A 13,970-nucleotide genomic window follows, 5' to 3' on the forward strand; every position below is an offset into this window, starting at 1 on the left:
GCGGTGCCTCAGACGGCGGCGGTGACGAGCCCTGCGGCGGCGCGGAGTTCCTCGACGCGGTCGAGCTGCTCCCAGGTGAACCCGGGGAGCTCGCGGCCGAAGTGTCCGTACGTCGCGGTCTGCGCGTAGATCGGACGGAGCAGGTCGAGGTCGCGGATGATCGCGGCCGGACGCAGGTCGAAGACCTGGCGGATCGCGGCTTCGATCGTGGCGTCGTCGACGTGTCCGGTGCCGAAGGTCTCGACGTAGAGCCCGACGGGCTTCGCGCGGCCGATCGCGTAGGCGACCTGCACCTCGAGCCGGTCGGCGAGGCCCGCGGCGACCGCGTTCTTCGCGACCCAGCGCAGCGCGTACGCCGCCGAGCGGTCGACCTTGGACGGGTCCTTGCCGCTGAACGCGCCGCCACCGTGACGGGAGGCCCCGCCGTAGGTGTCGACGATGACCTTGCGGCCGGTGAGTCCGGCGTCGCCCTGGGGGCCACCGATCTCGAAGCGGCCGGTCGGGTTGACGATGACGTCGACGTGCGAGGAGTCGAGGTCGACGAGGTCGAGCACCGGACGGATCACGTGCTCGGTGATCTCGGCGGTGAGCTGCTCCAGCGTGACGCTCGGCGAGTGCTGCGTCGACAGGACGACGGTCTCGACGGTCTTCGGCACGACGCCGTCGTAGCCGACGGTGACCTGCGTCTTGCCGTCCGGGCGCAGGAACGCCAGCTCGCCGGACTTGCGCACGGCGGCCAGACGCTCGGCCAGGCGGTGCGCCAGCCAGATCGCGACCGGCATGTACTCGGGGGTCTCGTTCGTCGCGAAGCCGAACATGATGCCCTGGTCGCCAGCACCCTGACGGTCGAGCGGGTCGACCGCGCCGGTGCGGGAGTCGAGCGACTCGTCGACGCCCTGCGCGATGTCCGGCGACTGCGCACCGATCGACACCTCGACGCCGCACGTGGCGCCGTCGAAGGAGACGTCCGACGAGTTGTAGCCGATGCCCGTGATGACGTCACGGACGAGCTTGGGGATCTCGACGTAGCCCGAGGTCGTGACCTCGCCCGCGACGTGAACGAGCCCGGTCGTCACCATCGTCTCGACGGCGACCCGAGCGTGCGGGTCCACCGTGAGCAGCGCGTCGAGGATGCTGTCCGAGATCTGGTCGCAGATCTTGTCGGGGTGCCCCTCGGTCACCGACTCGGACGTGAAGAGGCGCAGAGCAGCTGCAGTCACCGGGATCAGTCGGAGGGCTGCTGCTGCTTGGTGACGGTGAGCTTGTCCTCGTTGATCTCGTGGAGAGCCACGGACAGCGGCTTGTCGTCGATCGTCGAGTCGACGAGCGGGCCGACGTTGTCGAAGAGCGAGCCCTCGTGCAGGTCGGCGTAGTAGTCGTTGATCTGACGCGCACGCTTGGAAGCGAAGATGACGAGCGCGTACTTCGACTCGACCTTGCTGAGCAGGTCGTCGATGGGCGGGTCGATGATGCCCTGGGGGTTGGCCATGGAGTCTCCTCGTCGTCGGTGCACCCGTCAGGGCGCAGAGAACAAGTCTACGACCTGTCGTGCCGCGGTGCCGACATCGGAGTTCACGATGCGGACGTCGAACTCGTCCTGGGCGGCCAGTTCGACCTTCGCGGTGTCGAGTCGACGCGCCTGTTCCTCGGGCGACTCGGTGCCGCGGCCGATGAGTCGACGCACCAGTTCTTCCCACGTCGGGGGCAGCAGGAACACGAGCACGGCCTCGGGCATGGCGTCACGGACCTGGCGAGCACCCTGCAGGTCGATCTCGAGCATGACCCGCTCGCCGGCGTCGAGCGCACGGTCGATCGGCGGCCGCGGGGTGCCGTACCGGTACGAGTTGTGCACCGTGGCCCATTCGAGCAGTTCGCGCTCGCGGATCATCCGGTCGAACTCAGCGTCGTCGACGAAGTAGTAGTGCACGCCGTCGACCTCGCCCGGGCGGGGCTTCCGGGTGGTGGCGGAGACGCTGAGGTTCACGTCCGGGTACTGCTCGCGGATGTACGCGCTCACCGTGCCCTTGCCGACCGCAGTCGGCCCGGCGAGGACGACGAGCTTCGAGGCACCGCGCTTGCGACCGCGGGCGGCGAGCCAGTCGGCCAGTGCCGTGCGCTGCCGGGTGCCGAGGCCCCCGAGGCGCTTCGACGGCGCGATGCGCAGCGTGCCCATGATCGACTCGGCACGTGCCGGACCGATGCCGGACAGGCTGACGAGCAGGTCGCGCACCCGGAGCGAGCGCTCCGCCGAGGTCGTGTCGACGAGGGCGTCGTCCCACGCCGAGCGAGCAACCTCGAGTGCCGAGCGCTCCCCCGACGCGATCGCGGACTTGACCGCGGCCCGGGCGCGTCGCGCGGCGACCGCGGCCTGGGCCGCCGCGACGCGGTCGACCTCCGGTGGCGTGCGGTGGGCCGGCAGGTCGGTGCCGTCGGTGCGGTCGCCGTCGGTGCGGTCGCCGTCGGCGGTCATGCTGCGGCTCCGAGGGCGGCGCGGATCCGGTCGGCGCGCTCGGACACGAGTGCCGCGACGCCGTCCGGACCGTCGGTCAGCAGCCCGCGCGACTCGCTCACGAGCACCTGCTCGGCGCGCGCACCGTACAGCGCACGGAGGTCCTCGATCCGGGCGCCCTGGGCGCCGAAGCCCGGGGCGAGCAGCGGCGCGGTGCCGATCGCGTCCGCGTCGATGCCGAAGTCGTCGAGGTGAAGGGTCGCGCCGAGCACGAGCCCGACGTCGCCGAGGGCCTGGTCGCCCGCGGCCCGGTTGTCGTCTGCCACGTCCAAGACGATACCGGCAGCCACGGACCGCCCGGCACGCGGGCCCTCCGCCAGGACCGCGGTCTGCAGCACCCGCGCCTCCGGGTTGCTCGTCGCAGCGAGCACGAAGACCCCGGCACCGTTCCGCCGGGCGACGTCGACCGTCCCGCTGAGCGAGCCGTAGCCCAGGTACGGCGACACCGTCATCGCGTCGGCCGCGAACGGCCCGTCACGGTCGAGCCACGCGAGCGCGTAGTCGTCACCGGTCGACCCGATGTCGCCCCGCTTCACGTCGGCGACGACCAGGAGGCCCGCATCACGTGCCCGACGGATCGTCGCGTCGAGCGCGCGGTAGCCCGCGACCCCCGCCGCCTCGAAGAAGGCGATCTGCGGCTTCACGATCGCCGCGCGGCCGGCGGCCGCGTCGACCAGGGCCGCACCGAAGGCGGTCAGGCCCTGCTCGTCGCGGCCGAGCCCCCACGCCGCCAGGGTGGTGGCGTGGGGGTCGATGCCGACGCAGAGCGGTGAACGCTCGCGCATCGCGGACGCGAGCCGATCGCCGAAGGAGGCCGGGCCTCCCGATCGTCCGTCGCTCACCAGGTGGCGCGCTCCCGCGCGTAGTCCTGCAGGCTCCGGACGTTGAGCGGCGTGCCGATCGTCTCGATCGCCGCGACCGCCGCACCGATCTGCGCGATCGTCGTGAACAGCGGCTTGTCCGCTGCGACCGTGGCCGCACGGATCTCGTACCCGTCCGCACGACCGGCGGCACCCGACGGCGTGTTGATGACGATGTCGACCTCGTTGCGCGTCAGCAGGTCGACGACGCTCTCGCCGCCCTGGCTGTACTTGCCGACGATGCCGACCTCGATGCCGTTGCGGCGGAGGATCTCCGCCGTGCCCTCGGTCGCGATGATCGTGAAGCCGAGCTGCTGCAGGCGGTGCACCGGCAGCACGATGGCGCGCTTGTCGGTGTCCGCGACGCTCACGAAGACCGTGCCGCTGGTCGGCAGGCCGCCGTACGCAGCGTCCTGCGACTTGAGGAACGCCCGCGGGAAGTCGCGGTCGATGCCCATGACCTCGCCGGTGGAGCGCATCTCGGGGCTGAGGACCGAGTCGACGACCTGACCCTCGCGGGTACGGAAGCGGCGGAAGGGCAGGACGGCCTCCTTCACGGCGACCGGGGCCTCCATCGGGACGAACGCCCCGTCGCGGGCCGGCAGCATGCCCTCGGCGACGAGCTCGTCGACGCTGGTGCCGGTCATGATGCGGGACGCGGCCTTGGCCAGCGGGATGCCGAGCGCCTTGGAGACGAACGGGACCGTGCGGCTGGCGCGCGGGTTCGCCTCGAGGACGTAGAGCACGCCGGCGCCGATGGCGAACTGGACGTTGAGCAGACCCTGCACGCCGATGCCGCGGGCGATCTTCTCGGTCGCGTCGACGACGCCCTGGATCTCGGCGCGGCCGAGGCCGACCGGGGGCAGGGTGCAGGCGGAGTCGCCGGAGTGGATGCCGGCCTCTTCCAGGTGCTCCATGATGCCGCCGATGTAGAGCCGCTCGCCGTCGAAGAGCGCGTCGACGTCGATCTCCACCGCGTCGTCCAGGAACCGGTCGACGAGCAGCGGGAGCTCCGGGCCGATGATCGCCTGGTCGGCCATCCGGTCGAAGTAGTCGGCGAGCGACGGGGAGTCGTACAGGATCTCCATGCCGCGGCCGCCGAGCACGAAGGACGGGCGGACGAGCACCGGGTAGCCGATCTCCTCGGCCACGGCGGTCGCGCTCGCCAGGTCGTGGGCGGTGCCGTTGCGCGGCGCGAGCAGTCCCGCGGCGTCGAGGATGGCGGAGAACTGGCCGCGCTCCTCGGCGGAGTCGATCGCCGTCGGGCTGGTGCCGAGGATCGGGATCCCCGCCGCCTCGAGCGGCTTCGCCAGGCCCAGGGCGGTCTGCCCGCCGAGCTGCACGACGACGCCGACGAGCTCACCCGACGCGGCCTCGGCCTCGATGACCTCGAGGACGTCCTCGGCCGTGAGCGGCTCGAAGTACAGGCGGTCTGAGGTGTCGTAGTCGGTGGAGACCGTCTCGGGGTTGCAGTTGATCATGATCGTCTCGAACCCGGCGTCGCTCAGCGCGAAGGACGCGTGCACGCAGGAGTAGTCGAACTCGACGCCCTGGCCGATGCGGTTCGGGCCGGAGCCGAGGATGACGACCTTCTTGCGGTCGCTCGCGACCACCTCGGTCTCGGCGTCGTACGACGAGTAGTGGTACGGCGTCAGGGCGGGGAACTCGCCGGCGCACGTGTCGACGGTCTTGAACACGGGCCGGATGCCGAGGGCGTGCCGGTCGTCACGGACCTGCTGCTCGCTGACCGGGTGCTCCGGGGTGCTGCGCAGCGCCGCGATCTGGGTGTCGCTGAAGCCGTGTTCCTTGGCCCACCGGATGGTGTCCGCGTCGAGCTCGTCGGCGGCCGCGACCTCGGCGGCGACCTCGTTGATGAGCACGATCTGGTCGATGAACCAGGGGTCGATCTTCGTGGCGTCGAAGACCTCGTCGGCAGTGGCGCCGGCGACCAGGGCCTGCTGCACCGTGACGATCCGGCCGTCGGTGGGGACGGACGACTTCGCGAGCAGGGCGTCCTTGTCGAGCTCCGCCGCCGGGGTGTCCCAGTGGAAGCTCGAGCCGCGCTTCTCGAGCGACCGCAGCGACTTCTGCAGCGCCGTCGCGTAGTTGCGGCCGATGGCCATCGCCTCGCCGACGCTCTTCATCGTCGTGGTGAGCGTGGCGTCCGCCGCGGGGAACTTCTCGAACGCGAACCGCGGGGTCTTCACGACCACGTAGTCGAGCGTCGGCTCGAAGCTGGCCGGGGTGACCTTCGTGATGTCGTTCTGGATCTCGTCCAGGCGGTACCCGATGGCGAGCTTCGCGGCGATCTTCGCGATCGGGAAGCCCGTGGCCTTCGACGCCAGGGCTGACGAGCGGGAGACGCGCGGGTTCATCTCGATGACGATCAGGCGGCCGTTCGACGGGTCGACGGCGAACTGGATGTTGCAACCACCGGTGTCGACACCGACGCGGCGGATGATGTCGATGCCGATGTTGCGCATGTTCTGGTACTCGCGGTCGGTGAGCGTGAGCGCCGGTGCGACGGTGATCGAGTCGCCGGTGTGCACGCCGACCGGGTCGACGTTCTCGATGGAGCAGATGACGACGGTGTTGTCGTAGTTGTCGCGCATCAGCTCGAGCTCGTACTCCTTCCAGCCGAGGATCGACTCCTCGAGCAGGACCTCGGTCGTCGGGCTGGACTGCAGCCCGTCGCCGACGAAGCGGACGAGCTCGGCTTCGTCGTACGCGAAGCCCGAACCGAGACCACCCATGGTGAAGGACGGGCGGACGACGAGCGGGTAGCCGAGGTCCTTCGCGAACTCCTTCGCCTCTTCCAGCGTGTGGGCGATGTGGCTCCGGGCCACGTCGGCGCCGGACTCGAGCACGAGCTCCTTGAAGAGCTGGCGGTCCTCGCCGCGCTGGATGGCGTCCACCTTGGCGCCGATGAGCTCGACGCCGTGCTTCTCGAGGATGCCGGCCTCGTCGAGCGCGATCGCCGCGTTCAGGGCGGTCTGGCCGCCCAGCGTCGGCAGGACGGCGTCCGGCTTCTCGATGCGGATGATCTCCTCGAGGCACGCGTTCGTGATCGGCTCGATGTAGGTCGCGTCGGCGAAGTCGGGGTCGGTCATGATCGTCGCCGGGTTCGGGTTGACGAGGATGACCCGGACGCCCTCGGCACGGAGGACGCGGCACGCCTGGGTGCCCGAGTAGTCGAACTCGGCGGCCTGACCGATGACGATCGGGCCGGAACCGATGACGAGGACGGAGTTGATGTCTGCGCGCTTGGGCATCAGTTCGCTTCCTTGGTGATGTCTGCTGCGGGAGTGGTCGCGTCGGCGGTGGCCGCGTCGAGCGGCTCCCCGTCACGTCGCGCGCGCACCAGGTCCGCGAACCGGTCGAAGAGGTACATGCTGTCGTGCGGACCAGCGGCGGCCTCAGGGTGGTACTGCACGCTGAACGCGGGCACGTCGAGCGCCCGCAGGCCCTCGACCACGTCGTCGTTCAGCGAGTAGTGCGAGACCTCGACGCGGCCGAACCCGGCCGGCGACTCCAGGACCTGCCCCAGCGGGGCGTCGACCGCGAAGCCGTGGTTCTGGCTCGTGATCTCGACCTTGCCCGTGGTGGTGTCGAGCACCGGCTGGTTGATACCGCGGTGCCCGAAGGGCAGCTTGTAGGTGCCGAAGCCGAGCGCGCGGCCGAGCAGCTGGTTGCCGAAGCAGATGCCGAAGAACGGGCGACCGGTCCGCAGGCTGCCCTGGAGCAGTTCGACCTGGGCGTCCGACGCCGCGGGGTCCCCGGGGCCGTTCGAGTAGAACAGGGCGTCCGGTGCGAGCTCCTCGAGCGCCGCAGCGGAGATGTCCTGCGGCACGACGTGCACCTCGAAGCCGCGCTGGGCGAGGTAGCGGGTGGTCGATGCCTTCACGCCCAGGTCGAGCACGGCCAGCCGGCCGATCTGCTCACCCTCGGCCGGCACCACGTAGGTCTCCGGGGTGGACACGATCGCCGAGAAGCTCGCGCCCGCCATCGTGGCCTGCGACCGGACGGCGTCCAGCTGCTCCGACTCCGACAGCGTCGCGTCGGCACCGCTGAAGACGCCGCCCTTCATGGCGCCGGCGTCGCGGATCCGTCGCGTGAGGGCACGGGTGTCGATACCGGAGATCCCGACGATGCCGTCGCGCACCAGGTGGTCGTCGAGCGACGCGTTCGCGCGGTGGTTCGAGACCACGCGACTGGGGTCGCGCACCACGTACCCGGCGACCCAGATGCGACGGGACTCGGGGTCCTCGTCGTTGACGCCGGTGTTGCCGATGTGCGGCGCGGTCTGCACCACGATCTGGCCGGCGTAGGACGGATCGGTCAGCGTCTCCTGGTAGCCGGTCATGCCGGTCGCGAAGACCACCTCGCCGAGCGTGCGCCCGCGGGCGCCGTAGGCCCAGCCGTCGTACCGGGTGCCGTCTTCGAGGACCAGGACGGCCCGTTCGCGTGTCATGCTTTCTTCCCTTCGCCCGCGGTTCGCGGGGCATCGGCCGCAGTCGCCTGCGGCCCGGTCTCGGTCAGTCCCTGCAGGGCGAGCAGCGCTGCTGCGTCGTCCTCCGGGAACCGGAAGTACGTGTCGAGGTCCGTCGCACCTGCGGCGCCGGTCGCCGTCCATCGCAGACGGACCAGTCCCCCGGGCTCGACCACCCGGTCGATCGCCCACGTCGAGCGGTCGGCACCGCGGACCGCAGCACGTTCGACCCAGCGGTCGTCCGCGCCGGCGAGCCGCAGGACCACACCGGTCGCGTGGACGCGCACGCCGCCGCGGCCCCGGAACCCGAGCCCGCCGGCGGTGATGCGTTCCAGCGGCTGGTCGGCACGGGTCGTCGCGACGGAGAAACCGTCCCAGGACCCGACCATCGGTCCGATCGTGGTCGGGACGGGGACGGGAGGCACGGATTCCGCCTGCTTCCTGGTCCGCGTCCGCCAGGTGCGCGCCATGGCGACGAACAGCGCGGCCACCGCGAGCAGGATCACCCCGCCGAGCAACCAGCGTGCGGCGTCGCCGCTCATGCGCGCACCCCCGTCCGGAGTGCCGCGGCGTGCGCGGCGACGGTGTCGGCGTCGACGAGGCGGCCGTCGAGCACCGTCGGCGCGCCCAGGTGGAACGTGGCGACCACCCGGCCCGGCAGGGTCATGCCGAGGTACGGCGAGTTCTGCGACTGCCCGGCGAGGTCGGCGACCGCGAACTCGCGGCTGGCCGTCGGGTCGTAGAGCGTGATCTCGGCGGGTGCGCCCTCGGCGATGCGCTGACCGTGGCCCTCGACCTGGCCGATGCGCGCGGGCGCCTCGGACAGGACCCGGGCGACGTCGGCCCAGTCGAGCTGCCCCGACGCGACGACGGCGGACTGCACGACGCTGAGCGCCGACTCGAGGCCGACCATGCCGTTCGCCGCCGCCGGCCACTCGCAGCACTTCGCCTCAGCGGTGTGCGGCGCGTGGTCGGTCGCGACGATGTCGATGGTGCCGTCGGCCAGGGCGGCGCGCAGGGCGTCGACGTCCTCGCGGGCCCGGAGCGGCGGGTTCACCTTGTAGCGGGCGTCGTACCCGGGGGCGCCGTCGTGCCCGGCGATGCGGTCCTCGGTGAGCACGAGGTGGTGCGGGGTGACCTCGGCGGTGACGTCGATGCCGCGGGACTTGGCCCAGCGGATCACCTCGACGCTGCCGGCGGTCGAGACGTGGCAGACGTGCAACCGAGCCCCGACGTGGTCGGCGAGCAGGACGTCGCGGGCGATGATCGCCTCTTCCGCCACGGCCGGCCAGCCCGCGAGCCCGAGCTCCGACGACAGCCGGCCCTCGTTCATCTGCGCACCGATGGTCAGGCGGGGCTCCTGCGCGTGCTGCGCGAGCACCCCGCCGAAGCCCTTGATGTACTCGAGTGCGCGGCGCATGAGGAGCGGGTCGGCCACGCAGGAGCCGTCGTCCGAGAAGACCCGGACCTTCGCCCTGCTCGTCGCCATGGCACCGATCTCGGACAGGTGCGTGCCCTGCAGCCCCTGCGACACCGCGCCGATCGGGCGGACCGTGACGTAGCCGGCGTCGTCACCGAGTGCCTGCACCTGCTCGACGACCCCGGCGGTGTCGGCGACCGGGCTCGAGTTCGCCATCGCGTTGACGGCGGTGAAGCCACCGGCCGCCGCGGCGCGCGAGCCGGTGAGGACCGTCTCGGATTCCTCGTGACCGGGCTCGCGCAGGTGGGTGTGCAGGTCGACGAGACCCGGCAGGGCGATGAGCCCGTCGGCGTCGACGACCGTGGCACCGCTCGCGTCCGCGCCGGAGCCGATCGCCGTGATGCGGCCGTCCTGCAGTCGGATGTCGGCGCGCGAGCCGTCGACCAGCTGCGCGCCGCGGATCAGGTGAGCGGTCATGCTGCGGACTCCTTCGGTTCGGTGCCGGTCAGGGCCAGGTAGAGGACCGCCATGCGGACCGAGACGCCGTTCTCGACCTGCTCGACCACGGTGGAACGGGGGTCGTCGGCAGCGACGCCGGCGATCTCCAGCCCGCGGTTCATCGGACCGGGGTGCATGATCAGCGTGCGCTCGGACAGTCGGGCGAACCGCGCAGCCGTCAGGCCCCAGTGCCGCGTGTACTCGCGCGGGTTCGGGAAGAACGCGTCGTCCATCCGTTCCTGCTGGATCCGGAGCGTCATGACGACGTCCGGGTCCTCGGCCAGGGCGGCGTCGAGGTCGTGGTGCACCGCGGCCCCGAACGGGGTCGTGGTGGCGGGCAGGAGCGTCGGCGGTGCGGCGAAGGTCACGCTCGCGCCGAGGGTCCGGAGCAGCCACGCGTTCGACCGGGCGACGCGGCTGTGCAGCACGTCGCCGACGATCAGGACCCGGACGCCGTCGAGGCCCTGTCCACGCGACCCGGCACCGTGCAGGCGACGACGCATGGTGAAGGCGTCGAGCAGCGCCTGCGTCGGGTGCTCGTGCGTGCCGTCGCCGGCGTTCACCACGGGGACGTCGATCCAGTCGGCGTCGGCCAGCACGCGCGGCGCACCGGACGAGCCGTGCCGCATGACGATGCCGTCGATGCCCATCGCGCCGAGGGTCTGCACGGTGTCCTTGAGGGACTCGCCCTTGGAGACGCTCGAGCCCTTGGCCGCGAAGTTGATGACGTCGGCCGACAGGCGCTTCGCCGCGGCCTCGAACGAGATGCGCGTGCGTGTCGAGTCCTCGAAGAACAGGTTCACGACCGTCTTGCCGCGCAGCGCCGGGAGCTTCCGGACCTCGCGCGTGTTGACCTCGGCCATCTCCTCGGCGACGTCGAGGATGTGCACGGCCTGGTCGCGCGACAGGTCGGCGGTGGAGAGCAGGTGCCGCATCACGCCACCCCCTGCTCGATGAACACGGTGTCGTCGCCGTCGGTCTCGGACAGGTGCAGGGTGACCCGCTCGTCCGAGGCGGTCGGCAGGTTCTTGCCGACGTGGTCCGCGCGGATCGGCAGCTCGCGGTGGCCGCGGTCGACGAGCACGGCGAGCCGGACGGCGCGAGGCCGGCCGATCCCCTGCAGGGCGTCGAGCGCTGCCCGGACCGTACGGCCCGAGTACAGGACGTCGTCGACGAGCACGACGACCTTGCCGTCGATGCCGCCGGCGGGGATCACCGTGCGGTGCGGGGCACGACCGATGCCGTGCCCGAGGTCGTCCCGGTGCATGGTCACGTCGAGCGTGCCGACCCGTTCGGACCCGATGCCCGCCCGCGCGGACTGCCACTCGGGCTCGATGTCCGCCAGGACACGGCCCAGCCGTTCGGCGAGCACTGCGCCCCGGGTCGGGATGCCCAGGAGGACGAGGTCCGAGCCGCCGTGGTTGGCCTCGAGGATCTCGTGTGCGATGCGCGTCAGAGCGCGCGTGATGTCGGGTTGCTGCAGGACCGTTCTGGTACCCACGTCGACCCCTTCCCCGCCTCACTGGACGGCATTAAAGGATGCTGACGTGCACAAGCCTAGCGGGACTCCTGGTCCCCTGCGACCGTCCGACCGGACGGTGCACGACCGCCGGCGACGGCTCCGAGGACACCGTTCACGAAGCCCGCGGAGTCCTCGGTCGAGAGCGACTGGGCGAGCTCGACGGCCTCGGCGATCGCGACGGCGTCCGGCACCTCCGGGTTGAACCGGAGCTCCCAGACGGCCATCCGCAGGATGCAGCGGTCGAGCACCGGCATCCGGGCGATCGACCACCCCTGGGCGTGGTCGATGATGACGGAGTCGATCTCGTGGCGGGCGTCATCGACGCCCGACACGATCTGCCGTGCGTAGTCCCAGCTCGAGGCACGCTCGGGCTGGTCCAGGTGACGGACGGTCTCGGTCGCCAGGACGTCCGCGATCGGGAGCTCACGCACCTCGGCCACGTACAGCATGTCGAGGGCGCGCTTGCGGGCCTTCGAACGAGCACTCATACAGCGTCGCCTAGGAGTTGACGCGGCCGAGGAAGCTGCCGTCGCGCGTGTCGATCTTCACCGTGGTGCCGCTCTCGAGGTAGAGCGGGACCTGGATGCGGTGGCCGGTCGCGATGATGGTCGCGTCCTTGGTGCCACCGGAGGAGCGGTCGCCCTGCAGGCCCGGCTCGGTCTCGACCTCGGTCACGATCGACGTCGGGAGCTCGACGTAGAGCGGGTTGCCCTCGTTCATCGCGATGGTGACCATCGCGGACTCGAGCAGGTAGTTCTTCGCGTCGCCGACGACCGTCGCCGAGACCGGGATCTGGTCGTAGGTGTCGGTGTCCATGAACACGTACGAGTCGCCGTCCTCGTAGAGGAACTGATAGTCGCGGCGGTCGACCACGGCGGTGTCGATCTTCGCACCGGCGTTGAAGGTGCGGTCGACGACCTTGCCGGAGACGACGTTCTTCAGCTTGGTGCGGACGAACGCGCCACCCTTGCCGGGCTTGACGTGCTGGAACTCCACGACCGACCACAGCTGGCCGTCGATGATGAGAACGGCGCCGTTCTTGATGTCAGTGGTACTGGCCATGAGTCTTCGGTGTCCCGTTCGGTCGTGTTGTGAAAGGTCTTCGGGCCGCGCTGGGCCCCGGACGAGTGTAGCGGACGCCCGCCCGTCGCCATCAGCGCCGCCGCCGGGCGCGCCAGGAGTCGATCGCCGCCCAGCCGAGCAGCACCACGGCCGCTCCCCGAGGAGTGCCCCGGCCACCGCGGTCGAGATCGCCGCGTCCGGTCGGGCGGGCAGCGCCAGGTAGACGATCGCCAGGATGCCGGCACCGGCGCCGAGCAGCACGAGCAGGATGCGCCGGATCATGCCGGACACGAGCTCGCGGTCGCGTCGGTCCGCGAAGAGCCGGATGTTGACGGTGAACTTGCCCGTCTCGATCGCCTCGCCGATCCGGTCGACCCGGCGCGGCAGCCGTCGGGCCGCGGAGACCACGCCGATCAGCTCCTTCGCCGCCAGGTCGCGCAGCTTGCCGGGGCGGAGTTGGTCGGTGATCTGCTCACGGGCGAGCCCGCGGGACTCCTCGAGCAGGTCGAACGAGGGCGCGAGCGTCCGGAGGGTGCCCTCGAAGATCGCCAGCGCCCGCGCGGCGGCGACGAAGTCCGCCGGCGCCTTGAGCCGGTACCGCCCGAACACCTCGACGGCGTCGTCGACCGTCTCGACGCCGATGCGCGCGCCCGGTCCGAGCTCGTCCGCGACGAAGCGCGCGATGTCCCGACGGAAGTCGGGCTCGTCGTGCGCGTCGCGCACCGGTGCCATCCGCAGGACCGCATCGGCGATCCGCGAGGTGTCGTCCTGCAGGTAGGCGACCAGCAGGTCCTGGACCGTGTCCCGGAGGGTCGGGTCGAGCCTCCCGACCGATCCGAAGTCGATCAACGCGGGCCGCCCGTCGGGCAGCACCAGGACGTTCCCCGGGTGCAGGTCGGCGTGGTAGAGGCCGTCGAAGACGACCTGTCGCAGGAACGCGCGCAGGATCGCGCGCATCGGGCCGTCGAGGTCGCGGTCCGCACGCTCGGCGCGGATCGCGCTGAGCGTGTCGCCCTCCAGGAACTCCATCACGAGCACGCGGCGCCCGGACAGGTCCGGGTACGGGTCCGGGAACCGGACCTCGTCCGGACGGGCACTGCGGGCCTGTGCGGCACGCAGGGCGGTGAGGTTCCTCAGCTCGGACACGAAGTCGACCTGGCGGACCAGGTCGTCGGCGTACTGCGCGGCCACGTCCTGCACGCCGACCTGCCGGGCCTCGGTCGACCAGCGCGCCATGAAGCGGACGACGCGGAGCGCGATGTCGACGTCACGGCGGACGGCGGCGTCGATGCCGGGACGCTGCACCTTGACCGCCACCGCGGTGCCGTCGGGCAGGCGGGCGCGGTGGACCTGGGCGATCGAGGCCGCGGCGACGGGCACCGGGTCGAAGGACGCGAAGACCTGGTCGACCGGTGCGCCGAGTTCCTGTTCGAGCAGGGCGAGCACCTGGTCGGCGGGGGCGGCGGTGACGTTGCGCTGCAGGTGGGCGAGTCCCTCGGTCCACTCCTCCGGCAGCAGGTCGTCACGCGTGGAGAGCAGCTGGCCCATCTTCACGAACCCGCCGCCGGCCTCTTCCAGCGCACGACGCAGGTGCTCGGCCTGGCTGCGGC

The 13,970-nt window shown here is 71.3% G+C and carries 12 protein-coding genes and 1 pseudogene; all 13 read right to left on the bottom strand.

Annotated elements, in window-relative coordinates; all coding sequences use genetic code 11:
- Positions 1-8: 8 nt before the first annotated feature.
- Complete coding sequence (metK, locus tag ACZZ0J_RS03625; protein WP_111083919.1) at positions 9-1,220, bottom strand: methionine adenosyltransferase; 1,212 nt, start codon at positions 1,218-1,220, stop codon at positions 9-11.
- Between the two features lie 5 nt (positions 1,221-1,225).
- Positions 1,226-1,489, bottom strand: coding sequence for a DNA-directed RNA polymerase subunit omega (gene rpoZ / locus ACZZ0J_RS03630; RefSeq protein WP_114849971.1), 264 nt, complete (start codon positions 1,487-1,489; stop codon positions 1,226-1,228).
- Positions 1,490-1,516: 27 nt separating this feature from the next.
- The gene (gene gmk / locus ACZZ0J_RS03635) at positions 1,517-2,470 is read right to left on the bottom strand and encodes a guanylate kinase (protein WP_228510018.1); all 954 of its coding nucleotides are present in this window, start codon (positions 2,468-2,470) and stop codon (positions 1,517-1,519) included.
- A complete protein-coding gene (gene pyrF, locus ACZZ0J_RS03640) occupies positions 2,467-3,351 on the bottom strand; it encodes an orotidine-5'-phosphate decarboxylase (RefSeq protein ID WP_463434909.1) in 885 nt (294 codons plus the stop codon). Before pyrF ends, gmk begins: the two co-directional genes overlap by 4 nt.
- Positions 3,348-6,641, bottom strand: coding sequence for a carbamoyl-phosphate synthase large subunit (carB, locus tag ACZZ0J_RS03645; protein WP_194647839.1), 3,294 nt, complete (start codon positions 6,639-6,641; stop codon positions 3,348-3,350). The genes pyrF and carB overlap by 4 nt, the downstream gene beginning before the upstream one ends.
- Positions 6,641-7,840: a glutamine-hydrolyzing carbamoyl-phosphate synthase small subunit gene (carA, locus tag ACZZ0J_RS03650; RefSeq protein ID WP_123937797.1), complete on the bottom strand. Its 1,200-nt coding sequence runs from the start codon at positions 7,838-7,840 to the stop codon at positions 6,641-6,643. Before carA ends, carB begins: the two co-directional genes overlap by 1 nt.
- Positions 7,837-8,400 carry a PH-like domain-containing protein gene (locus ACZZ0J_RS03655; RefSeq protein ID WP_194647841.1) on the bottom strand — a complete coding sequence of 188 codons (564 nt, stop codon included), beginning with the start codon at positions 8,398-8,400 and terminating at the stop codon, positions 7,837-7,839. Before ACZZ0J_RS03655 ends, carA begins: the two co-directional genes overlap by 4 nt.
- The gene (locus tag ACZZ0J_RS03660; protein ID WP_463434914.1) at positions 8,397-9,755 is read right to left on the bottom strand and encodes a dihydroorotase; all 1,359 of its coding nucleotides are present in this window, start codon (positions 9,753-9,755) and stop codon (positions 8,397-8,399) included. Before ACZZ0J_RS03660 ends, ACZZ0J_RS03655 begins: the two co-directional genes overlap by 4 nt.
- Positions 9,752-10,711, bottom strand: coding sequence for an aspartate carbamoyltransferase catalytic subunit (locus ACZZ0J_RS03665; protein ID WP_123294316.1), 960 nt, complete (start codon positions 10,709-10,711; stop codon positions 9,752-9,754). The genes ACZZ0J_RS03660 and ACZZ0J_RS03665 overlap by 4 nt, the downstream gene beginning before the upstream one ends.
- Entirely contained in the window at positions 10,711-11,277 is a 567-nt protein-coding gene (pyrR, locus tag ACZZ0J_RS03670) for a bifunctional pyr operon transcriptional regulator/uracil phosphoribosyltransferase PyrR (RefSeq protein WP_165900972.1), read from the bottom strand. The genes ACZZ0J_RS03665 and pyrR overlap by 1 nt, the downstream gene beginning before the upstream one ends.
- Before the next feature lie 56 nt (positions 11,278-11,333).
- Complete coding sequence (nusB, locus tag ACZZ0J_RS03675; RefSeq protein WP_463434918.1) at positions 11,334-11,786, bottom strand: transcription antitermination factor NusB; 453 nt, start codon at positions 11,784-11,786, stop codon at positions 11,334-11,336.
- A gap of 10 nt (positions 11,787-11,796) precedes the next feature.
- A complete protein-coding gene (gene efp, locus ACZZ0J_RS03680) occupies positions 11,797-12,360 on the bottom strand; it encodes an elongation factor P (RefSeq protein WP_111083909.1) in 564 nt (187 codons plus the stop codon).
- Positions 12,361-13,116: 756 nt separating this feature from the next.
- A pseudogene (locus tag ACZZ0J_RS03685) lies at positions 13,117-13,908 on the bottom strand (ABC1 kinase family protein); the annotation flags it as partial.
- Between the last annotated feature and the right edge of the window lie 62 nt (positions 13,909-13,970).

The sequence above is a fragment of the Curtobacterium sp. AC272 genome (assembly GCF_979258155.1).